This is a genomic window from Bradyrhizobium sp. 157, from assembly GCF_023073815.1.
GTDB lineage: Bacteria > Pseudomonadota > Alphaproteobacteria > Rhizobiales > Xanthobacteraceae > Bradyrhizobium.
Window position 1 is genome coordinate 203,685 of record NZ_JADPKF010000091.1, and the last position, 22,369, is coordinate 226,053.

General features: G+C 57.3%; 11 protein-coding genes and 4 pseudogenes. 7 read left to right on the plus strand and 8 right to left on the minus strand.

The genetic code is table 11. The features are described from left to right. Positions 1-269: 269 nt before the first annotated feature. Both IVA95_RS27920 and IVA95_RS27925 read right to left on the minus strand, forming a co-directional pair. Positions 270-554, minus strand: a complete 285-nt coding sequence (locus tag IVA95_RS27920; protein ID WP_247513423.1) for a hypothetical protein — start codon at positions 552-554, stop codon at positions 270-272. Positions 555-726: 172 nt separating this feature from the next. Then, complete coding sequence (locus tag IVA95_RS27925) at positions 727-912, minus strand: hypothetical protein (RefSeq protein WP_247513424.1); 186 nt, start codon at positions 910-912, stop codon at positions 727-729. A 1,685-nt stretch (positions 913-2,597) separates the two neighbouring features. Here IVA95_RS27925 and IVA95_RS27930 point away from each other — a divergent pair. Then, positions 2,598-2,912: a hypothetical protein gene (locus IVA95_RS27930; RefSeq protein WP_247513425.1), complete on the plus strand. Its 315-nt coding sequence runs from the start codon at positions 2,598-2,600 to the stop codon at positions 2,910-2,912. Between the two features lie 543 nt (positions 2,913-3,455). Here the strand turns inward: IVA95_RS27930 and IVA95_RS27935 are convergent. Beyond that, positions 3,456-3,686 carry a metallophosphoesterase gene (locus IVA95_RS27935; protein WP_247513426.1) on the minus strand — a complete coding sequence of 77 codons (231 nt, stop codon included), beginning with the start codon at positions 3,684-3,686 and terminating at the stop codon, positions 3,456-3,458. 1,282 nt (positions 3,687-4,968) lie between these two features. On the opposite strand from IVA95_RS27935, the pseudogene IVA95_RS27940 reads away from it, so the two are divergent. Both IVA95_RS27940 and IVA95_RS27945 read left to right on the plus strand, forming a co-directional pair. Then, a pseudogene (locus tag IVA95_RS27940) lies at positions 4,969-5,716 on the plus strand (hypothetical protein). 61 nt (positions 5,717-5,777) lie between these two features. Further along, positions 5,778-6,446: a hypothetical protein gene (locus IVA95_RS27945; RefSeq protein ID WP_247513427.1), complete on the plus strand. Its 669-nt coding sequence runs from the start codon at positions 5,778-5,780 to the stop codon at positions 6,444-6,446. A 1,166-nt stretch (positions 6,447-7,612) separates the two neighbouring features. Here IVA95_RS27945 and IVA95_RS27950 read toward each other — a convergent pair. Both IVA95_RS27950 and IVA95_RS27955 read right to left on the minus strand, forming a co-directional pair. Next, entirely contained in the window at positions 7,613-7,786 is a 174-nt protein-coding gene (locus IVA95_RS27950; protein WP_247513428.1) for a hypothetical protein, read from the minus strand. 245 nt (positions 7,787-8,031) lie between these two features. Continuing rightward, positions 8,032-8,205 carry a hypothetical protein gene (locus tag IVA95_RS27955; protein WP_247513430.1) on the minus strand — a complete coding sequence of 58 codons (174 nt, stop codon included), beginning with the start codon at positions 8,203-8,205 and terminating at the stop codon, positions 8,032-8,034. Positions 8,206-14,292: 6,087 nt separating this feature from the next. On the opposite strand from IVA95_RS27955, the gene IVA95_RS27960 reads away from it, so the two are divergent. The 4 genes and pseudogenes from IVA95_RS27960 to IVA95_RS27975 all read left to right on the plus strand — a co-directional run bounded on the left by IVA95_RS27960 (position 14,293) and on the right by IVA95_RS27975 (position 18,379). After that, complete coding sequence (locus IVA95_RS27960; RefSeq protein WP_247513431.1) at positions 14,293-14,940, plus strand: NYN domain-containing protein; 648 nt, start codon at positions 14,293-14,295, stop codon at positions 14,938-14,940. A 431-nt stretch (positions 14,941-15,371) separates the two neighbouring features. Then, the gene (locus IVA95_RS27965; protein ID WP_247513432.1) at positions 15,372-15,680 is read left to right on the plus strand and encodes an H-NS histone family protein; all 309 of its coding nucleotides are present in this window, start codon (positions 15,372-15,374) and stop codon (positions 15,678-15,680) included. 87 nt (positions 15,681-15,767) lie between these two features. Next, positions 15,768-16,105: pseudogene (locus IVA95_RS27970) on the plus strand (indole-3-glycerol-phosphate synthase TrpC); the annotation flags it as partial. 1,956 nt (positions 16,106-18,061) lie between these two features. Then, positions 18,062-18,379, plus strand: coding sequence for a hypothetical protein (locus IVA95_RS27975; RefSeq protein WP_247513433.1), 318 nt, complete (start codon positions 18,062-18,064; stop codon positions 18,377-18,379). Positions 18,380-19,126: 747 nt separating this feature from the next. On the opposite strand, the pseudogene IVA95_RS27980 reads toward IVA95_RS27975, so the two are convergent. The 3 genes and pseudogenes from IVA95_RS27980 to IVA95_RS27990 all read right to left on the minus strand — a co-directional run. Further along, positions 19,127-20,340, minus strand: a pseudogene (locus IVA95_RS27980) (FAD-dependent oxidoreductase); the annotation flags it as partial. A gap of 57 nt (positions 20,341-20,397) precedes the next feature. Next, positions 20,398-21,371: pseudogene (locus tag IVA95_RS27985) on the minus strand (electron transfer flavoprotein subunit alpha); the annotation flags it as partial. A gap of 30 nt (positions 21,372-21,401) precedes the next feature. After that, positions 21,402-22,244 (minus strand): electron transfer flavoprotein subunit beta/FixA family protein, encoded by an 843-nt coding sequence (locus IVA95_RS27990; RefSeq protein ID WP_247513434.1) that lies wholly within the window; start codon positions 22,242-22,244, stop codon positions 21,402-21,404. Positions 22,245-22,369 lie beyond the last annotated feature (125 nt).

Below are 22,369 nucleotides of genomic sequence, written 5' to 3' on the forward strand. Positions count from 1 at the left end.
GCTGCGGCGGAGGAATCGACCTCCGAATGGCGAGATAGTGACGTCTCAAGCCCGGCGGTGCTCTGAGATCGAAGATCGCCTTGGCATGACGTGCACCAGTGCCGCGGACCTGGCCCTTACCTTCGTGAATCGATGCAAGCTTTCGGGCTTGAATGGCCCTAAAGCTTGCAGCGCTATTCCTGGCATCCATCTCACGCTAGCCACAGGAGCCGAGCTTTCGCCGTGTATAGTCGCAGCCTTTGTCGGCTTAAAGCGATGAGCGAGCAGGTTCAGTCAAACTTATAGGAAGCCTGGAAAAACGTGCCCCATCCCTCCATGCTGTACTTCGCGAGAGAAGGCCCCTGAATTAGGGTATCCGTGCCGCCGCAGCAGACGAAGGTGGCATTGCTGTCCTTCTTGGTGCACATTGCCCAATATCGGCCGCCAACGCCAACGCTGAGATTCTTAGTGATGATGTAGGATATGATTCCTTCCAATTGGACGCCCCCCGCCACCGTCCCCGCGATGATCGTAGAAAGTTGTTCTCTGGCGAAGGAGATGGTGGTCGCGACCACTGAAATCCGTCCACGGCAGGTAAGCCGCGTCGACGCTCACGCGCCAGCGCTCAAGCAACATGGTCTCGGCGCTGAGGCCTATGCGCGGCGTGTTCCAATCGGTGTCTTGGCTGCCTATGAGCCTTCTGTCACTCGGCGTCAAGCATGGATACGGCGAGACGGTCTGCACGCATCATACCGAGTCGGACTTCTGGCCATAACAGGTCCATCCCACAAATGCGCCCACCTTGTAGGTGCTGCCGCGCAGGAAATCGTAACCGGCATCGGCCGTGTAGTACATGAATTTTCCGTTCGCCTGGCCTGATATCGTGTTGCTGTAGGCTTCGCGGTAGCCGACGCTCGAATCCTCATCGTTCATCTTTCCTTTGTTGAAGCGCCCGATGCCGACATTGCTCTTCAGGAAGCCTCCCAGGGACTGTCAAGACGTCCGAACAATTCGCCGGAAACTCTGTCCAGCCCGTCATACGTGAGCCTTGAACTAGGAGTGCCGGCATCTCCAGGCATCAGGGGCGCAAGAATGTAGTCCCATTGGAATTTTCCCCGGCTGAGCCAGAGCCGTGAGCCGCCTTCGAGTGACTAATCGCGTATATGCAAAAGGCGCCGCTTTGGCGGTCGCGCTTGTCGGGTACAGGGGCGCATCGGACCATTCCGGCGCCCTCGGATCCATGCCAAAACGATAGTTCAGACCGACCTTTCCGACGTGATAATTGCTAGATAAGCTGCTTGTGTTGGCTGGGACGATTGCAAGAGGCGGAAGCTGCACGGTAGAAGGGGTCGCCACATCCGGCCCGCCAAACCCCATGTAGTCGTACTCAAATTTGACGGACCAAGCGGCCGTGAGCGCTTGCTCAAGGCCGACACCGACGGTCCCACCGAAACGACCGTAATCGAACTGCGTTGCCCCCGCGGGAAGCCCGCAAAGTTCCCTTCTCTAAATTCGTTGTTATTGGCGATTTCGCCGCGATCGTTTTGCCAAGCGACGCCTCCTTTGACGTAGGCCAGCGTATGGCCCTGAGGGCCAAAAGCGTAACCCACACGAGTGGTCCCTGTGACAAAGACGTTTGGACCTGCCGTGCAGGTCGCGATCACAAAAATGGGGGAGAAGGCAAGACAGGTATTTGTACCGTCCGAGACGGCGCCACTGGCATCCAACTCAAGGCCAAAAACCCAGCGGTCCCCCTGCCAATTGTAGCCGATCTGACCTCCGGCGAGGAACACAGGCGTATCGACGACATCGCCGTAAATTGACGGACCGTAGGGATCACTGAACGAAGTCAAGCCGGAGCCCCCCGCCGACGTGGCCGCCGATATATCCTCCGGTCCAGCGCCACAGTGCCGGTCGAGCCTTTACTGCCGGCCTGAGATCCGCCGAATTGACAGCGCCGCTTACTACGACCGCAGTTGCTGCGGCCCCCCAAAAGAGAAGTTCAGATCGCATATCACCTCCCAACACACAACGCGCGCGCCACCTGGCAAAGGGCCGAATGGCCGACGTTATGAGCGCCGCTTCGACGCCGCTTATGGGGTGTAGGATCTATGCCAGCGGACGCGACGCGCATTCCCTGCGGGTTTTGGGGGCGCTGTCGTCTTTGCAACAAGACCGGTGGTTGTTGAAACAGGCCGCGCGTCTGATGTCGAACACCAGGCGCATGCTGCACACCGGCACTTGAGGCGGATTGAATAGGTGAGCACTTGTGAAGAGGTTCGTCTCTTGATCCAGTCTCGCGCAATCGTTGCAATGAGATATTGCGTTGAGCGAGTAGTACTTTCGGGGAGTCGGTCAATGTACAGTTCTAGAACCGTTTCCGGAGAAGTCGCGCAATGGCTTCCACATCGTCCTTCGCTCATCCGCGGAAATCTTTCTTGGTACGTTCAGCACGTCTTTCTTTGGTACGTTAAGTACGAAAGTGATGCACCACAGACACAATGTGAAGCGTCGCGCAGAAACATACTCTTAAAGCGATCTCGGGGATTACCTATTCTCTACCCTAGACAATGCACGCGGAGTCATGCCTTGAACGCGTTCAGAATACGAGTCCGACGATGATCAGCGAAGATTTGGCAGCCATGCGCACTCATCGCAACCGCATCCACTACTATCGCAGGTTACTTGAAGCTCAGCTGACCGAGCCTGAGCGCCAATATGTCGAGATGCGCCTTTCTGAAGAGGTTTGTGCTTTCGAGGATCTAAAGGCCGCTATCTTTCCCCTAGTTTTCACAATCTCAAACCCGCCTACGGAGCAACGTTGTGCGAGAGCTATATCTCTCTCTTATCCTCTTGATAACAGCGGACTTGCACCTGATCGCCCTCGACAAACAGCACAAACGCGGAAGGGCCATCACGAAGCTGATCTTTGAGTGGTCCTTCGGGGCCAAAAAGCGCAGAGCCGCACGACACGATGTCCACCGGATCCGAACACACGTACGGCATATGCAAGTGCCCGTGAAGAATGATTGAGGGCTTATTGTCTTGGGCCAACTTCAAAACGCTATCTGCGTCCAGGCAACCCAAAAACATCCTCGCGGCGCGGCCAATACTCGCCGGAGGGATCTATGTGATGGTGCACAAGCACGAGGAGCGGTTGCGAGCTGCATCGATTTTCCGCGAGTAGTGTTCTTGCCGCGGCCAACTGGGCAGTCCCGACAAGGCCGAGCGCATTGGTGCTGGGGGAGTTAGACGGCCTCTGATTGTTGTCAAGAATCAGGATGTCAACGCCCCAATTTGCGCCGCTGATGAACGCCGGAAAGCCTTCGATCGGGCTCGCAGACAGCCGGTTTAGATGGTTTAGCACTTCCTCATGCCGATAGGAGCTGTTGCCGAACAAGCTCTTCAATAAGAATGGCTCCGCCAGATAGGGCACGACTCCCCGAGCCTCGCGTCTCATTTTCTTGAAACGATAGTCATGATTTCAAGGGGACGCACACGAACGGCGGGTCCATCTTCTTCACTTCCGATTCCAGTCGCAACCAAGCCTCGGCGGCGCCTGTATCGGTTGCGTCGCCGCAGCACAGTATGATCCGGGGTCGAGTTCGGGTGATCGCTTCAAGCATAAAGTTCAGAGCAGGTTGCGAATCCTTGCCGCCTTGCAACGTTCCTTCGCCGGGGGCGGTCAGATGCAGGTCGGAGATCACAAGGATACCGCCAGATGCATCGGCCTGGCGGGAGCGACGGCGTTGATCGCCTATCTCTGATGAAGAAGATCAATATCCGGATGCTTAAGGACGTGCCCCTAATGACCAGTTCGTAAATCATTCGCGCGCTCAACGCGAAGGCGCCCAGGGCAAATATCAGATAAAACACTGCAGCGACCACATCGCGAAGCAGTCCGGTGAAAAAGGATCGCGTATCACCCACACTTGCGCCTAACAAATCACCAGCAGGTACGCCGCAACCTGCAAGGCGAACAGGCCGCAAAGAAGGCCGTATACGAGGTTAAAAATCCGCTCGGTTACCAGGCCGTAAACTCGTGCCGATGGCCTTCGATCGCATAGGGCCGCACTCGACAGAGCCAGCACCAGAGCTAGGCACGCGAGAGACAGCACCATACCGCCCGGTATTATCCATGCGGGCCTTGCGAAATCATGCCATCCGAACAAAACAAGTTGCCAGCGATGACGAGTGTCGTCGGATGTAAGCAGTCGTCCCGTGGTGATCAACGAAAAGAATTGGTTCACCCCGGTCGTGATGAGGCCGATAACGACGAGCCAAATTACGAAATCGAAAAGCGACCGAAATGCTCTTAGCAAGCGCCGCAGAACTCTTATTATGGATTCGCTGACACCTCCCATCTAGGCCACCGTTGTGACATTGTAAGCACCTCGACTTCTTGACATTCGTGCGGGCAGCAAGACTGCCGGAAAGGGACACTGGGCGTCCCGGATTTGTTTTGGCAAAACCCAGAAGACAGATTCAATGGCTTGGCAACGAAGCAATACGCAAGCTTAGCGAAAACACCTAAGCCCGGTGACAAGTTTCAGCGCGCCCTTTCCTTGCCGCTCGAGCCTGATTTGCCATGAGCGATAGACGCTTGCGTCGCATAGCGTTGATCTTCGCTTTTCCACATTACAACCTGACGCTACGTGAGATTCAAGCACTTAATTACATATCCATACCGATGATGTTCAGCTGATGGTGAAAGCAGTGATCATCACCGAGCGCCGTCGCCGCACTTCTCTTCCAAATTATTGCAAAGCTGACGTGGAGCACCATCAGTAGTGACGGCTCAACATTCTTGTTCGCATGCATTTCGCGATACGTCGTGATGGAATGATATTAGAAAGGCCACCATTGCTTTGGTAACGTCTCAAAGATCCACTTGTCCCTTCTTTCTGCCACGTTTGCCTCCAAAGAAGCGTTCGAGACTTGCTGATCGCGCGCTTCGCGATCGGGGTTAGCGCTTGTGAAGGAAATTCCATGGTAAAGCCGGTTGTGATTGTGGTGGGTGCGGATAAGGGCGGGGTCGGCAAGACGACCGTGTCGCGGACGCTCCTGGATTACTTCAGCGCCAACAACGTGCCTACCCGGGCATTCGACACCGAATCGCCGCGCGGCACTCTGAAGCGCTTCCATCCCGACATCACCGAAATCGTCGACATGACGACGACCTCCGACCAAATGAAGATCTTTGATACGCTGAGCTCAGGGGTATCCGTCACTGTGATCGACGTCCGCGCGGGCTTGCTGTCACCTGCGCTCGCATCACTGCGCGACATCGGCTTCTTGGATGACGCGGTCCGGCCAGAGCACCTTTGCGGTGTTCCATATTCTGGGATCCTCGATCGCCTCGCTGGACGAGATCGCCGAGACCTCGCGTTTCATGAGCGGAGCCAGATATTTCCTGGTGAAGAACTTCATCAACGACACCCAGTTCTTCCAGTGGGACCAGTCGACCTACAACTCCTATTTCCATCGCATCAAGCACGCTACCGACCTGACCATCCCCAAGCTCAACGAGATGGCCTATGAGCAGGTCGAGGTCGCTTCCGTCCCGTTCCTCAACTTCGTCGCCAACAAGGGCCGGCACGATGACGCCACCAACTACTCGTTCGTGCTGCGCGGCTATGTTCGGCACTGGCTCAGCAATGTCTGGAGCGAATACGACCGTATCAAGCTGACGGACCTGGTCGGTGCCAAGTCGGTGACGCGCGGCGGCGAAACATAGTCGCCTCGTTCCGTCGCATGCAGAGCTGGATTATGCACGAACTTCGCCCGATATAGCTGCGATGTCAGCAACGCCCGTCTACGTCATCTGCTCTCCTACCCCGCAGGTCGGCAAAACCCTGATCGCGCGGCTGTTGAGCGAGTTCTTGCTCTTGAAGAACGGCAAGGTGCTCTCCTTCGATATAAATCTGAGGGAGCCCTCGCTGCTCGATTACCTGCCCAATATCACCGAGACCGCAGACGTGATCGACACCTACGGCAAGATGCGGCTGATGGACCCGCTGATCGTCAATGACGGGTTGGCCAAGGTGATCGATCTCGGCTTCCACGCCTTCGACGAGTTCTTCAAAATGTGCGAGGAGATCGGCTTCATGAAGGAGGCGCAGCGTCGCCGCGTTGCGCCGGTCATCCTATTCGTCGCCGACACCAACCGCGTGGCCGCGCGCAGCTATGAGATGCTGCGGCGGCACATTCCGCCACGGGCGCTAATCACCGTCCACAATGAATTCGTGCTGCGGAGCCAATTGCCAGAGGCGTTGGACCGCGGCCACGTGCTCCATTTCAGCGCGTTGCCAGTATTTCTGAAGATCTATATCAACAGACTGCGTTTTTCCTTCACCGGCTATCTGCGCCAAGAGAGGGATTCGTCCAGCGAGCTGCATCAGTGGATCCGGCGGAACTACACCATCTTCCGCGATCTCGAATTGAGTCTGATGGAGCGATCGTCTTGAGCCGGAGCTCAATGCAGCGGGCTCCCATAGCGCACGAGCTCATTGAAGTGCGATCGGATCGCTTGCATCCATGTCCGGTCTATGGTGCGGTTGGTTAACTGCCGGCCACGTTTCGGCGATGCGTGGCCTACTCAACCGTGCAACCTGTCGGCCGATGAGCTCCGCGCATCTGCTCACATACCAAAGCCCCATCTACCTGCTCGTCCGTTGCGGTTGCAACAGGACAGCAGCATTTTGGAAACTCACGCTCGTACACAGCGTCAGATTGTACGTTCTCAAACACAACGAGACAAACTGCCCGTGTGCCCGGCCAGCGGCCGGCGACAAGGATCACAGAGTTTAGAAGAGGACTGTCATTAGCTCAGACGATACCAGTATGATCGCAGAATGACGGCCAACCCAGCACAGCTCCTATTCCACGTGCTCATCGGCTCCGTTTAACACTTTTGGGTCTCTGGCAAGGTTGTCGCTAGGCATCTTTTTCGCGTGGCGACGTCGCCATGCAGCGAGGCGACGACGGACCGCCGGCGTACCGGACCTGTCCAAAGCCGCGTCTAAGTCGACGCTATTGCACAGACGTAGGGATGTGCGTTGCGAGGTTCGCCGATCCGGGCAAGCACAGGTTCTTTGCATTAGTGTATCCGACCTGTGTTTAGTGTGCTCGGGGCTATCATGGTTGCTAACAATGCGATCTGATTAGCGGTGGCCACCAGTGTACGCATGCGCTGGAAAGACCGGTTCCCCACGTCGTCTTCATCCTGTCCTCGACCTTGCAGGGCGATCCCCATGAATCGGCCCTTCGCTTGTTCGGAATGCAAATTGGGATTTGTGCCATGGCGCTGATTTCCAGTACGTCAGGACGAAACAGTCGAGGATGCCTCGGCGCGGATCTTCAGACGCCAGGAAACACAGGCCGTTAGTGTCGGAACGTTCGGAACGGCCAACTGCGCCGCGATATAGGTGCGGATCCCGCCCGCCGTGCTTTGAGAACGATTGCTTGAACAATGCCGGTCTTGGCCTTCTAGTCGAGCCGGCGGTATAGCTCTTGCCAACGAGAGACCGAGTCCGCCAAGCTTTTCCTTCAGAAGATGCCCTGCGAAATAGAACAAATTGTTTCCGCGGCCGCTCGGCATTATCCGACGGCGCGAATGTCGCGGATGAGTCCGTCACGATAGCGCCTCGATCCGCGCAAACAACATCGCGGCTTCGGATGGTCCAAGCCCAACGACGCCTACGAAGCTTGCTGGCGGCATCGGAATGTCCTGGTTGATCGGTTTCCAGAGATGGAGGCAATACCGGCTGTTATTCACGTACCGCGACTGAGGCGGATGCAGTTGCATTACACATTCCTCTTCATCCCAAAACAGGTCTTTGACGAAACACATCTCTTCCCAGTTCGGACAACGCCGCGGCGTCGAGACGGACACATGCTCCCACCTTGGGCGGACAACTCCAATGATCTTGAGTTTACATCCGCAATGCCCTTGCACAAAGAAGTGACCGCAAGGACCTGAACCCGGCGCGCTGGCAAACTGGCCATGTCGTACGCGGCCAGCCTCAAGTTTTTCCCCAATTTGCGCTCTCACTAGCCCCTCCCCACCTGGCAGGTGCCTTTGAAATCGACGTGGACCACATTGTCCTTGGAATCCTCTATCGCCTCCAGCGAGAACTGCTGCGCAATATCTGAATTCCGTCCTTCCGTTTGCATTATCTTCTGGATCTTCAAAAACCCGTTGCGCAAACGATAGATGTAGATCATCTCACTTTCTCCTACCAACGCCCGAAAGCACACGCCGCCAGGCCCGTTTCCGATGTCAGTACACCCCCCGGTGCGCCGGACAGGGTTCCATCTCCTTCAGCCTCGTCTCAATGAAGGCGTCAGCTTCCGCACGTATATGCTCGATCTGGTCACAAAGAGGTTTGTCGAGCAGGGTTTTGCTTTCAGCATCGATTCTCCTTTTCGATGGCGCGGCAAGTTGCCATAGTGCACGGTGGGGGTCCGGAAAGTACCCGACTAGCTCAAAAGCAGCGCGCGGCGAGCTCCTTTCGCCCGCACACTCGGTGGCTCAATTTGAGCGAGCCGCGTTGAACACCTCGATCATGGCGCAGTCCGGCCAGGCACCGCCCAGAGCACTGCCATGTGCTCATCGACGGCCACAAGTCATCGCGATCCAGCACCTCTGGTGCGAGATGCCCCGGATCGAACGAACTGTGCCGCGTCGGCGATCGGGGCGGGTAGATGATGATTCAGCTAACGCCTTTTCACATCGTCAAAGCTGGCTCGGGACGAGCCTCCAATGTAATCGCAACGAGGATCTTTGCTCCGTACTCTGCGTCATGGCTGACGAAGTGCTTGGGCAGCTGGGCGAGTCATGGGCCGGAGGCCGCGATTCTGCCGGTCTGATGCTGCATCTCGATCTAGTACTGCTCATTCTGAAGCCTTTCGCTGCTGGCCGAGCCTGAAACAGTGCCAATGCGTCATCTATGTGGCGAAACTTGATTTGCGTTGAGAGCCCGAATAGAGCTCGCACTTGGCGCCGCTGCACCACGCGGCTGCGGGCATCAGGCCGTTCAACCCGGCGGAAGAGAGTTTCGGACGCGGAGGTGCCTTTCGAGTGCGCGGGTCGGTCGCAGGTTTGAATGTCATCCGTGAGGACGCTTGGTGAACACTGGACGGAACTATCCGCATCGCCTGAGCAAATTTTGCCCAGTGGCGGCTCTTCGCGGTTTTAGGTTAGTGCAAGTCGTGAGCGCCCTCAGAGATCGTTCGCAGGAGGACGAACCTGTTTAACATCAATGGATGGCCTAAGGCGTAGCCCGGAGCAGCGAGATTCGCAGGTGGCCCGTACCTCTCAGCGAGCACTCTCGACGTGTCGGCGAAGTCGCCCGCTTCAATGAAGCTGGGCACGATGGGCGGGCACCCAAAGCAAAACACCGCAAGGCCGCCGCAGATGCTGGCCGTTTGGCGGCACGAGAGGTGCCGGCGGCATTTGCTCTTGTCATACGAGCGCCATGTCCGGTTGACGACACGACGTGGGAAACCTGACTACAGCGGCTAAATCATTTCGCCGGTGCCGCGGCAAACACTTGTTTTTCTCTCTTCGATGATTCTCACAGCACTTTCTCGTCCGGCACGCCGATTGCTGAGATGACAACCGCTGCAGCTAGAGGCGGCGCACTGGTCAATGTCCCAGGAGTTTAAATTGAGATTTGGTCTACTGACCGTGATCGGCATTGAAGCCGATCCGTAACTGCACAACCGCCAGATATCGATGTGGCAGTCGTCACGAACTTCACCGAATCGACTGAGGTCGCCGCGACGATCAAGCTGACGACCGCGGTTATGAGACAAGCTTTGAGCTTCGGCGCGGAGGGGGCAATGCAGCCGCATCTCGCAGGCGCGCCATTCCAGACGATCAGGCTTAGCAGCCTAACGACCGTGTTTCCACCAGCGTCGGGACGCTATGCGCCTGATTTGGTGGTCTTCAATACTGATCAATTAGCCCACGCAAGAATATGGTACGAACAACGCACTGGCGCAAACAAAGACTGCGCGTGATTGAAGGCGGCAGAGCCGGTATCGCATCGCGTCCTGATGCTTCGCAACCGGCAACATGGAATTTCTGGCCCCTTGTGGCGATCCTCCTTAACGCGCTGCTCTGGGCCGGCATCTACTGGGTGATCAGTGCGTTCTCATGAGCGAGACGGTTCCGGCCAGCAGTTCTGAACGTGCCGGATCTGCGTTGAATCTGCCGCGCTCAAGAAGATGCCCGCGATAATTTGTGTACCCCTCATCCGACACTTTTGTTGTTGCGCACCGCTGGTCTGGGCATTGGTCTCCATCGCACCGAACCGCAGCGTGCTGGTCGAACTGGCAGCGCCACCCAGGCGACATAGCTCTGCTGGCTCAGCATGCGGGTGTTCGAAAGCGCGAGCATCTTGATCTTAGCCCATGCGTATACCCGAATTCCCGACCGCAACGCACTTCCAGAATGTTTATACTGAGACTATTGACGTTGTCGAACGCGCGTTTTGAAGCGGATCGTTCACCCGGCGCTACCACTGCGCTAGCGCCGCCGGTCCGCTTTGCCTATTGCATCGCGCCACTAGGCCGGCAGCTCGATCGACGGAGCAACGTAATCTGCACTTACAGCACGCCCGCCGAGCAACGCGACCATGCATCACGAATGAGAGCAGACTCGCGCTCTTATCAATGTCTTTAAGCAAGTGCGCGTCCTCGATCACTTTTCGCAATGGCGCACCCGGATTGCCAATGGGCTCCCGGAGCTTTCGTTTGCGTGAATTTCACAATGACACGTGGCGCGTTGAACAGTGACTTGAACCCTAGTGCGATTTGATCCATCCATCTGATATCTGCCAAACAGCAAGGAAATGCCCGACGCACCCGGGGGAACGGATGCGTCGGGCGCCAACCCGGGCTGGTTGGGACATGGGGGGATCCATGCCCAAGACTAATCATGCAAGTGATATGCCGCTTTAAAGCTATCCATGTGCGTCCAGCCGGCGAGCCGCTGAGCGATATTGCAGCATTGAGAATTGTGCGCCCATTTCCACACGGCCAACGACAGACTGTCGGGAATCGAACAAACGTATCATCGAACGAGGAGCCAGATCCGTCTGTTTTCAACCCATCGCATCTCATGCGACTCGATGCCGAGAGATCGCCAGTCATTTGGGCGCTCTCAAGAGCGCCGCATCGATTCCGCGGCGCGTTAGGCGGCTACGATCTACTCGACGGATTGGATCGCGACAGGCGCTCGTCGTAACGCACGCAGACGTAAAACGCTTTCTGCTGGCAAATCCTTGTGTACAAAGATCGGCGCACACGATGTACTCCGCCACGCATTGCTCTTTCACTTATCAGGAATTCCGCCGACAGCAGGCGTTGGGGTCCCTACTGCAATCTGGATCGGAAACTTTCCCGTGTTGCTGATAGTGTTCGAACCCCAATACACAATTGTTACGCCGGGAGGTCTAACTCCGTCTGTAAAACGCTGATTGTTGCGTGCGCGACAAGTGTTCCAAATCCCACAATGCAAGTAGAAATCGCGCCGCTGCGCCGATCATCCAACAATCGGCTAAATACGACTAAGACCAGGTGATGCGCCTGAGCGTCCCTCCTCCTACGCTGAAAGCCATGAAAAAGCCCGACGCACGCTGCCGGGTACGAGGTGCGTCGGGCCAGTGGGTATCGGCGCGGTACCAGACCGTGTCGCCCACAGACCACGTGTTGCAAACCACGTGCCGCCCATCAAGCTACCGAGATGACTAGCCCGACCAGCCTTTCAACGGGGCGGGGCGTTCCTATTTGCAGGCGCGCGTGCGTACGGGTACTCTGCCCCGGCCATATGCGCTATCCATCTCCCTTCCACGCTCGGGGTGCCACGGTACCTACACGGCAGTCTCTGGACTTTTCTCCCCTACCGCTCTGGGCGTTTCAAGCGATGGATTGACTTCGGTTACCTCAGAGTAACCAGGGCTCGGACGTCGAGGACAAGCTGCTTGCATGGCCGGGCGCGACATGCGGCAGACTGGCTGATAAAAGTCACCGGAAACCTTTAGCCGCTCTGAGCGTGAGCCACCTGGGACTCGTCGAGAAGCAGCGAAGCATTAAGAATGATTGGACTCTGCATCCCGGTCCTCTCTTAACGTCTGCCATTCTTCCGCTCGCCGGGCTAGCCGCTCATATTCCTTGGCGATTTTAACAAGCCTGTCTCTGGATCTGAAACAGGCGAGCGACTCCGCTTTGGTCCGCGTTGCTTCCGCCCGCTGACGCCAATGTTTCGCACCGTACAATGGGTTTTTCGATTTCATGTAGATGGTCATGCAATCGCTGGGCCAAGCAAGCGCGATCGCCTTCCGAACAGCAAGGCATCTGCAGAGAGAGAGAGAGAGAGAGAGAGAGAGAGAGAGAGAGAGAGAGAGAGAGAGAGCTACGTCTTGGGAATACCAAACGAAGCAGCGAACGCTAGCGGCAATGCCCTCGCTGCAAACAGACAATCCCTAACCGTCTTCCGACGGAAGTTGCCGTGATGTGTTGCAGCGTCACTCCTTTCGACCGACCGCCTCCCCGCGTCTGTCCACGGATCAATGTGCTTGTCGGTCCCTCCGCAAATGAGGTGAACTGCGAGTTGTATGTCAGTTTAGGCCTGACATTTGAGCCACATGCTTCTCGAGATGTACGAGTCTGGATATATTCACACGTCGTTTCTCGACGGGGCTTGAATCGTACGTAGCGTCAGATTGTACGGTCTCAAAGCAAGTGGCGACGGCCTCCGGTTGTCACGAAAATCGTCCTGACAGGTACTAAACATTGCGAATGTCTCAAACGCCCAGTGCGAAACAGACCCCACCCACGAGTCTCTTGCCAGATGGATTGCTGCCTCAGCGTCCCACTGCGCATGAGGGAACGCCCGGGTAGCAAGGGTTCAGCGTGTCTCTTAGCGGCCATCGCAACGCCGCTCCGCGGTCCTTTCCCCCTGCGTTCGTGGCGTGGGGTCTTATCGGTCGGCTGCCAGGTACAACAACACTGATAATGGACTTCGGCACAACATCGGAAGCTCAACATGTCAATTTCTCTCGCGATTCACCTGCAACTGAGCCGGTCTCTTTCGATCTTGATTTCGGTTGCGAGCGCCGCCGAGGTTGACATTACGGTGATGGGACCGAGCGCCGCAAGCAGCACTGAGATTGGCGTGCCGGCCGGCAAGAGTGCTTTTCGGCCATCGATGCTTTCAGTGGCTGCGGCCCGTTACCGATAGGAAGCTCATATTGCGCATCGCGCAGAAAGGGCAATACCCCAGGATGTTCCAACTAAACGAGGATATAATGAATCAAAAGCAGCGCACGCGTGGGTCTTGGATCTACAGAGCACATTACTGGGCAGCAGTCCTTATTGTTGCTCTACTGACGACAACAGCTCTATGCATCGAACGGGCGAGTGCGCGAGATCAGTCGGCGACAGCGGAGGAGCAACAGGTTTGCACGCCGGACGTGTTTCGCTTTTGTAGCAGCCGCATACCGGATCCGGACGCCATCGCAGGCTGTCTGAAGGCCAAGTTGTCAAGTTTGAGTGACCAATGTCGCTACGTGATATATCAGTTCGAGATGCTGCGAAGGCAAACGCACGATCAAAATGAGTTGCCGCCAACAAGCCGGTAAGCTTTGATTGGCCCCGTCCGGACTAGTACCCAGCCTCATCTGGCGTGCGGTAGCGCCGATCATGTCGCACTTCAGGTGCTCGGCGACGCGTTCGGAAACATGGGCTACTGCGACTTATTGCGAAAGCTTGCTTCCGGGAACCAGAGGCAGATCATCTCGTGGCCAGCCCGATGCCGGGCGTCGTCGTTACGATCAGGGTTTCACTTAGTAATCGGCTTCAGCAAGCACGGCGCTGATGATAATCGAGGGTATGAAGTTGGAGACGGTCATACGTTCTCAACAGGACGGTGTCGCCGACCGAATTCACTTCAAGGACGGCGAGAGCTTCAGAACGTTGCGTTCGTTCTTAACGTCTTGTTCGTCGCTAAGATCTTCTACTTCAAGAGGTGCGCATGAAAAACTTTGTCATCAGATCCCGATAGCCATGGTTGCTGCGGGAGGGCTAGCCAGCGGAGGTCCGCCGCACGCCCGTTCCATTTTTCTCATTCCCTCGCCCAGACTGTTCTCAATTGTCCAAGCGAGACAGCCGAGGGTTCCTCAATGCCGGCCTGCATTTGGCAGGTTGTGTCCTTCTGCCAAAACCGCCTTTAGGTTGCGCGAAAGTGCATTTTGAAAATGCCGGTCGTTGCCGCCTGCCAAAGACGCTTAAGCGAGTAATCCACTGATGTCATCCTCTTCAAACAAGATCGCGCTCTTTATCGATGGCGCCAATCTTTACGCGACCGCCAAGACGCTCGGCTTCGATATTGATTACAAACGCCTGCTCCAGGAATTCCAGAGCCGCGGCACGCTGCTGCGCGCCTTCTACTACACGGCGATGGTTGAGGATCAGGAATATTCGTCGATTCGTCCCTTGATCGACTGGCTCGATTACAACGGCTACACCGTGGTCACCAAAGCGACCAAGGAGTTCATCGACGCCTCCGGCCGCCGCAAGCTCAAGGGCAACATGGACGTCGAGCTCGCGGTTGATGCTATGGAGCTCGCAGAGCACATCGACCAAATGGTGCTGTTCTCCGGCGACGGCGACTTCCGCTTCCTCGTGGAGGCGGTGCAGCGCCGCGGTGTGCGAGTCACGGTGATCTCGACCATCTCGACCCAGCCACCGATGATCGCCGACGAACTGCGCCGGCAGGCCGACGCCTTCATCGATCTTGTGGAGCTGCAGTCGAAACTGGGCCGAGATCCGTCCGACCGTCCGGCGCCGCGCGAGTCGGCTCACCATACGCCGCCATTCCTGCAGCGCGCCACGGTGGCGCCTGGAGGCGGCGATGACGACTTCGACAATCGAGACTTGCTGAGGCCACAGTGAAATAAGGTTCAGCAAGAGCACTCAAGGGCTTGAATACCACATAGCGTCAGGTTGTAGGCTGCGAATCCGACAATGACCTATCGTAACCTACACAACACAACCCTGTGGCGGCAGGCTTCCCTGCGCACGAATGGCAACTCGCCGCTATGATCGCAGTCTAGGTGCCGTGCACACGAATGCTAATATGCAATTGATAGCTGTTCGAGTCGAACTTTAGGTAATGAAGAGGGAAGGACGCAAGCTTATGTAGGACCTAAGGGGTTCCGCATGCCGGTCCGCGGAGCAAGACCGAAGCGGGGAAAAGAGGAGATCCCAGTCTCGGCCGATGACTCGGCCTGTCCTGCTGCGGGATCGCCGTGGTCTACCATCACCGTGGGGGAATCTAAATTATCGTCTTTAGTAGGTGGCTGCGGTCATGATTGGGGGCTTTCATGAAGCAACTGCGATTTGAGCAGATGGATACGGAGGAGCTGTGGGCTTTGCATCTTCGGGTGTTGCAGGCTTTGGATGAAAAACTGAGCGCCGAGAAGGCCGTGCTCGAGCAGCGTCTGAAGCAGCTCAGGGAAAGGTCGGCCGCACGGGCGCCGGGCGCCTCCGAAGTCAGGAAATATCCCGCGGTTTTACCGAAGTATCGTAATCCGTCAGATCCTTCGGAGACGTGGTCGGGCAGGGGCAAGACCCCGCGCTGGATAATGGCGGCGCTGGCATCCGGCGGCAAGCTGGGAGATTACAAGATTTGAATCCCCGAGAGTTTCCATCGGCGACGTTTCGCTGTCAGGGCATAATTTCGGAGCCTGGAGGGGCTCTAATGACAGGTCTACCGGGTCGCAGAGGACATTGAGGCCGTCGCCATGGCGCATAGCATGGACGTGCTGGTCGAGATCCATAACCGCGCGGAACGCGATCGCGCCCTCACCTTCGCTCGCCCAGAATTGGCATGAACAACCGCAACCTGCGCACCTTCGAGACGAAACTTGCGACCAGTGAGACGCTGGCACCTCATTACCATAGACTGCCTGACCGTCGGCGAAATCAGTATCTTCGCACCGGCCGATCTCATGCCTCTTTCGCGATTCGCCATTCCACCTTCCTGGTTGGCCAGAGTCTGACGAGGCAGGCCAATGTGACAGGCGGAACGCGTGTGCTGCTCTCGCCCGGAGCGAGCCTTGAGACAGGGGCGCTCTTCCAGCCGAGCTGTGTTCGCTCGCAAGGTTGCTCACCGCGGGCGGCATTGAGGCGCAGCGTCGTTCGAGGACGACCACATCAGTATTCAGAAAGCCCATCAGCACCGACGCCGCGCTCTCTCGCATTCTGACGAGGCGAGCTGCGGGCGAGAGACATGGTCAGCATCGGTGGACGAAATGCACAGCTTCAACAGAAAACCGTGATCCAACTAAGACGGCAAAGGTAAGTCATGAAAATGCTTCACAAACCGAGACGGAGCTTTGTCAGATGGAGGCGGCGCAGGCCCAGCGGCAACTCGCATGTCAGGCTAGAGGCCAACGGAAAGAATTTTGTCGAGCGGATCGAGGCCAGAGCGCCGCGCGACAATGGACCGCCGCTTGGACCGCAGACGCCGGCGCTACGTGTCCGGCCGAGATCGTCGACATATCCGCCCGGATCGCTTGCACGCTTTCGCGCCAAAGGAGACACACAATGATGTCCTGGCGAATGACCATGGTACTCCGAGCGATCGGAAACATCGAACGTATCCTTGGCAAATTTCGGGAACTGATCGATACAGACGATTCGATCTCACCCGAGCTGCGGAGTGCGCTGCACACTACACTGGATGGGCATCTTCTGTCCGAGAGAGAGCGCCTTCTCAAGATTGTCGGCGAGCAATAGGGCGAGGCTCATCGCGAGCCAAGCAATCTCCGCATGGCGCAAGCGTCCGAAACCAACTACCAGTCCGCAAGTGGGCTATGAGCCACCAATTGCCTCCCGATATGAACGAAACTAAGTCCATCGGCCAGATCGAGTTTCGCCAGGCGATAGGAAATCTGGCGAGCTGCGCCGCCATTGTTGGAGCCGGAAAGGCGTTGGGACGCCGCGGGTTAACGGTAACTTCTCTTACCTCGAACTTCATGGAGCTGCCTTGCTTGCTGGTCGGCATTAATGACTGCTCTGAGACTCTCACGATGCGATACTCGCCAGCGGCCGCTTTGGCGTCAGTCTTCTCGGCGGCGATCAGCGGGAGCTCGCACTGAGTTTCGCTTGCTGGGATGGTGCCGGAATGTCCGCCGCTTCGATACAGCGCCGTGAGATCTAGGCGTTCTCGACGTACCAATTCTGCAAAGGCAGTGTGCGTGCTCGAATGCGTCTTGCATCGCCCGCCATAGAATCTTTATCGGCGGCATCGAGTGACGCGACCAGGTTAAGGCAATCCACTCATCAACTTCCGGTGCGAGCTTCGAACGTTACCGCACGGCTCAGTGACGCTTCTCGCCATGCGGTCATTAGAAGCGAACTGGGGCTATCTCATCTTCCCGAGCCACAAATATGGAGTAGCATACTCGCCCGGAAAGCGGCGTGCACTTGGCGGAGCCCTCGATTTACAGGTCGCTTAATACCCATAAGCGAACAGCATGATTGCGGCGAGAAGATTCGCCTGAGAGAGACCCGACACCGCGTCAGCTGAACCCCTCACAAAGGCGGCACCTTAAGATCGCCCGCTAGCAACGACCGATGCTTTGAGGAATGGCGTTGCTTCCTTCAATTTTCGTATGATCGTTGCTCCTGGAGCCGACGAGTTGGGACATATTTTTCTACCAGCGCCCTAAAGGGACTTGAATCGTACGTAGCGTCAAATTGTACGGTATCAAAGTAGGCAGCACCGGTTCCACGTGTCCCAGCTCCTCAAGAAAGTAACGATAGTCGAAAAACAGCAGACGTGATTCCTGGTGCGCTTGCGCGAGCCGCCTGTTTCGCGCGTGTGACGGCTTGCTCCTCCGTGCCAGCACACAACCAGCTCAGGTCGAAGGCTTTTGTTATGTCCGCACAGTTCACTGGGAGGTGATATGCCGACTAAACGCAGAAAGGTCGAGCTTTGGCGGCAAGCCTCGCTCGCCATGACCGGCACGACATTCCAAGAGATTGCCCGTTACTTCGGAGCGGCAACGTGAAAAAACCCGATGGTTCTAAGAAGGTCTTGCTAGTCGATCACATTGAAGGCCAGTGCCGGGCCATTATTGGCTTCAAAAATGGAGAGCCCGGAGCCCCCTATATGTGTGGCGAGCCTGTATTGCGAGGGCCGCGCACGAAAATGTCGTCTTGGTGCTCTTATCACTACGATCAGATGCACTCAGCTCCTGTCGAGCAGTACGTGAGCAAGAGCCTATTCCCGATTCGCCCTTCCAAGCAAAAGAAACGCGCGGAGCTCAAATTGTTTGTGTCCACCCATGGCGCCTCGGCAGGCTTTGGCCGAGCCGGAGCTTAACTTAGGTCCATCATGGACGTGTAGAAATTGCGTCGCAGGCATCCGTCGTGCGTGGGTACGTCAGCTTCTCTCGCCTTTTCGCAGATCGCGCAAGCTGCCATCATTCTGGCCGGTGACTCGATGCGGCCCTCAAGGATAAGAGCACGGCGATGACGAACCCGGGCGCGATCGAACAGGCGAGTCAGCACTGGCTAGCGCAGCATGTCCCGACCGCGCTTCCCGCTGACGCGCATAGGAGCCCCGCGCCCATACAAACCCGGAATGAACGTCGATGCTGGCGCCACACAGCGTCGCGTCATCCTTGTACCCGTCGGCCAGTGTTCGCCTACAAGGTGTACCGCAAATATGCCGAGTGCGAGCAAGCGCACACGATTATTACTATGGTCCCAGCAGCTGGCGTGTTCGGCAGCGAGCACCAAAGTGGCCGAGCGAAACTTTCGGTGTGATCGAGAATCGCCGCCTCATGATCGCTCGCTCCTGAAACGCCACTCGACGCAATAATACCGTGGTCCAGATCTTCCAAGGAGGTGGAGCGCCCTGCCTTGATCGCGTTGGGAGGGATTTAGTGCTCATCGTTGGAGGATGGCAATAACATTAAATGCCCCCGGATCCCCTTCATGCGACGGTTCCTAGTCATAATTTACTCCGCGCTTGCCGAGCGCAACGACGGCCTCTCTACCAGCGTGACGATCTGCCTGGCTTTCCTTTAGCGATTCACGTCTATCCGGATGACCACCATGTCCGCCGTGCTGGTAAAGTCGACCTCTCCGCCTCCGGCGCGCTGTTGACGCGACTGAAGTTCTGTATCGCCTTCGAGACGAGCTGCTGAGGGTGAGAAGAACATTTTGCGGCTGCGTATGCAGCAGCGATAGCACGTCATGCCTTTTCGCGTGCTTAAAGGATCCATCCAGCATTTTCTTGTATAGTGAGAGGCTATCCCATCTCATGAGATCGCCGCGCGACTTCACGCGGAAGATCGCTTCCGCAGCAATTCTCCCTGAGATCATTGAAACGTTCCCGGCTTTGTGATCGATGGTGTCGTTGGGCTGGGCGGCATCCCGGCAACCACCCAGCCCTTGCCATAGAGCCTAGGTATGCTGTTGTAGCCGCCTTTGGAAATGAGGTGTGCGGAGTATCTCTAATATTCGAGCCGGCGATTAGCGGTACGATCGACGGGTGACGCTTGAATCGGTCGAGTAGCTCGTAGGCTGTTTCTCCCGTGCGCTGGAACTCTAAGCAGCCGATCCCGAGCGAGATGCTCTCCCTATTCGCGTAGATGAACCCTACGACCGTCATGCCGCGCGAGATGTTGCCGACGGCCTCGATCACCACGCCTTGGTCGCCCTTGAGATTGAGACGGGCTTCGATGGCCTCGCGCGGCAAACAGTGCATTTCTTTTACCGTCAGCGCAACCTGATCGGGCTTCGGCCTTTCGCGCAAGCCCGCACGCGTGCCGAGCAAGCCATTAACGCCCTCGGCGAGCACCACCACATCGGCGTAAATTATGCCATCCTGGCGGTCGGTACGCACACCAATGACACGGCCACGGCGGTTCTGTGACAGCTCCGTAACGTTGGTTTGGCACAGGACGGTGGCACCCGCCTCCCTTACCTTGGAGGAGAGCCATTTGTCGAACTGGGCGCGGATAATGGTGAAGCGGTTCGAACGCCCGTAGCTGAACTCGTCAAAGCGATAGCGCAGCCCAGGCGGGAGCAGTCATCCAGCATCCAGAACCGCTGCTCGGTTACATGACGCTCGAGCGGTGCATCCTTGCGGAAATCCGGGATCAGCTCGGCCAGCATGTCGGCATTCAGGATTTCACTCCGCACATTCTTCGATCCGGAATGTTCGCCGCGCTCGAGCTGCAGCACCTTCAAGCCGCGCTTGGCCATGGTCAGCGCCGCAGCGTTGCCGGCCATTCCGGCGCCGACTACGATTACATCGAACCTATCGTCGATCATGGGCGTTCTCCTTCGTTCAGTTGCGCCGTTTGGAATTCCTGCCTTCTTCCGAGCCGGTCGCGAATGCGGCGATGGCCGCGCACGCAATGCGGCTGTGAGCGACGGCCATAAACTGGCTCGCGTCGCTGGCGCTACCGATGCGTGCAAGAAAGATCGGCGTGTTGTTGCCGATGATCAGGTCGGTGCCTTCGACGCCGACACGATGCTGGACTCCGCCGGAAAAAACCGGAGGCGATATACAGACTCGGCTTGCCGTCTTGCCGGCTTGCCCTATTTGCCCGTCGCACGTGAGACGGCCCTTCTGTACCGACGGACGCGAGCGCCATGTTCGGCAAGCGCTGCGCCGAGCTGGCGATTGTCCGGGGTACCCTAACCACAAACCGCGGGGAACTAAGACGCCGGCATAGGCGAGATTGGATTCAGCGGATTCGCGGCCAGGTATAAACGATAGCATTTTGGCGACGAGGCTGGCTTTGAGCAGATCCACGGAATAGATGATAACAGGGCCAAGATCGCGGGTGACGCGCTCGGGCATTGCCATCACGCGCGGGCGTACGGTGGCCATTTGCGGTCCTATTCATTTTGTAGATCGTGCACGGCAGCGAGGTGCTGCCGGCAAGCAACGTGGCCGTCACGGAGCCGGTCAGATCGCAGCCGAACGTCGTCCGTGATGGCAGGAATGTCGGCCTGTGGGAGTTGACGGCGTCGATCAGCGCCTTCGTGTAGAACTCCTTGCGATGCTCCTGCTGCACATTATAGACAAAGTCGGCATACACCATGTCGGCGCCGTAAGAGGATGCGCGCGCGGCATTGCGCATCGCCTCGCGCTCAAGGCGGAGCGCGACGGCTGCGACATCGACCTTCAGCTTTCCCGCAAGTTTGCGGTCGGCTCCCATCAGCTCCCAGGATATGGGATGCACCTCGCTGCGCCCCTGCTCAATGCCTACCCAGAAATGGTTGTCGGCCTTGAAATGCTCCGCGTTCTTCTTGACGGCAGCGCGCCCTTCCCTAATCGACGCGGCAGCTTTTATTGCAGTGCTTATCGCTAAAACTGCTTCAGATCAGGGATCGCCGGTCAGGGCTGCAAGGTCGGCTTCAAGCCTCGGCTGGTACTTGAACATGGCGTCAATCAATGCTTCCGCCGGTTGCTCGGCAGGCTCCACCAATACGGCCTTCTCAGCGCGCGCAGTTGGCGCGAAGACCCGCTTGACGACCGTTGGCGAGCCCTTGAGACCACATTTTGAGATGTCTTCGACATCTGCGTGCTGCGCGCTCCATTTCACGATCTGGGCCCGGGCGGCACGCAATGCATCCGCCATGGCGCCGCGGCGGATCTGGTTGGTCGCCTCCAGCATGGTAATAAGACACGGCAGTCTCGTACGCAGCACCTGGACGCCGCCTTCTGAGCGCCGTTCCGCTTCAATCGTGCGTGCGGCGAGATCGAGGGCTCTGATCTTGGCGACGTAGGTGAGCTGTAGCACACGAAGCCGCTTCGCGATGCCGGGCCCAACCTGCGCGGTGTCGCCATCGATGGTCTGCTTGCCCGTAAAGATGAGGTCGGGCTGGCCGTATTCCTTGCCGATTTTGCGGATGGCAGTCGCCAGTGCGTAAGTCGTCGCCAATGTGTCGGCGCCCGCGAAGCAGCGGTCGGTGAGCAGTACGGCGCGATCGGCGCCAAAGGTCAGTGCCTTACGTAAGGATTCCTCGGCCGACGGCGGCCCCATTGTAAGGACGGTGATCTCGCCGCCAAGTTTATCGCGCAGCTCGAGCGCGGCTTCCAATGCAAACAGATCGTAAGGATTGATGATGGTCGGCACCCCCTGGCGCATGATCGTGTTGGTGACGGGGTGCACACGGATCTGCGCGGAGTCAGGGACCTGCTTGATGCAGACGACATTGTGCATGTGCTTCTCCAGGCGTTACGTGGGCCTGTGAACGAACAGCAAGCCTCGTACCATTGCAGCGATTTCGAAAACGGACAGCAACACAAGGGCTTGTGCGAGGCTCATGACAATGTCGGCAACGTTCC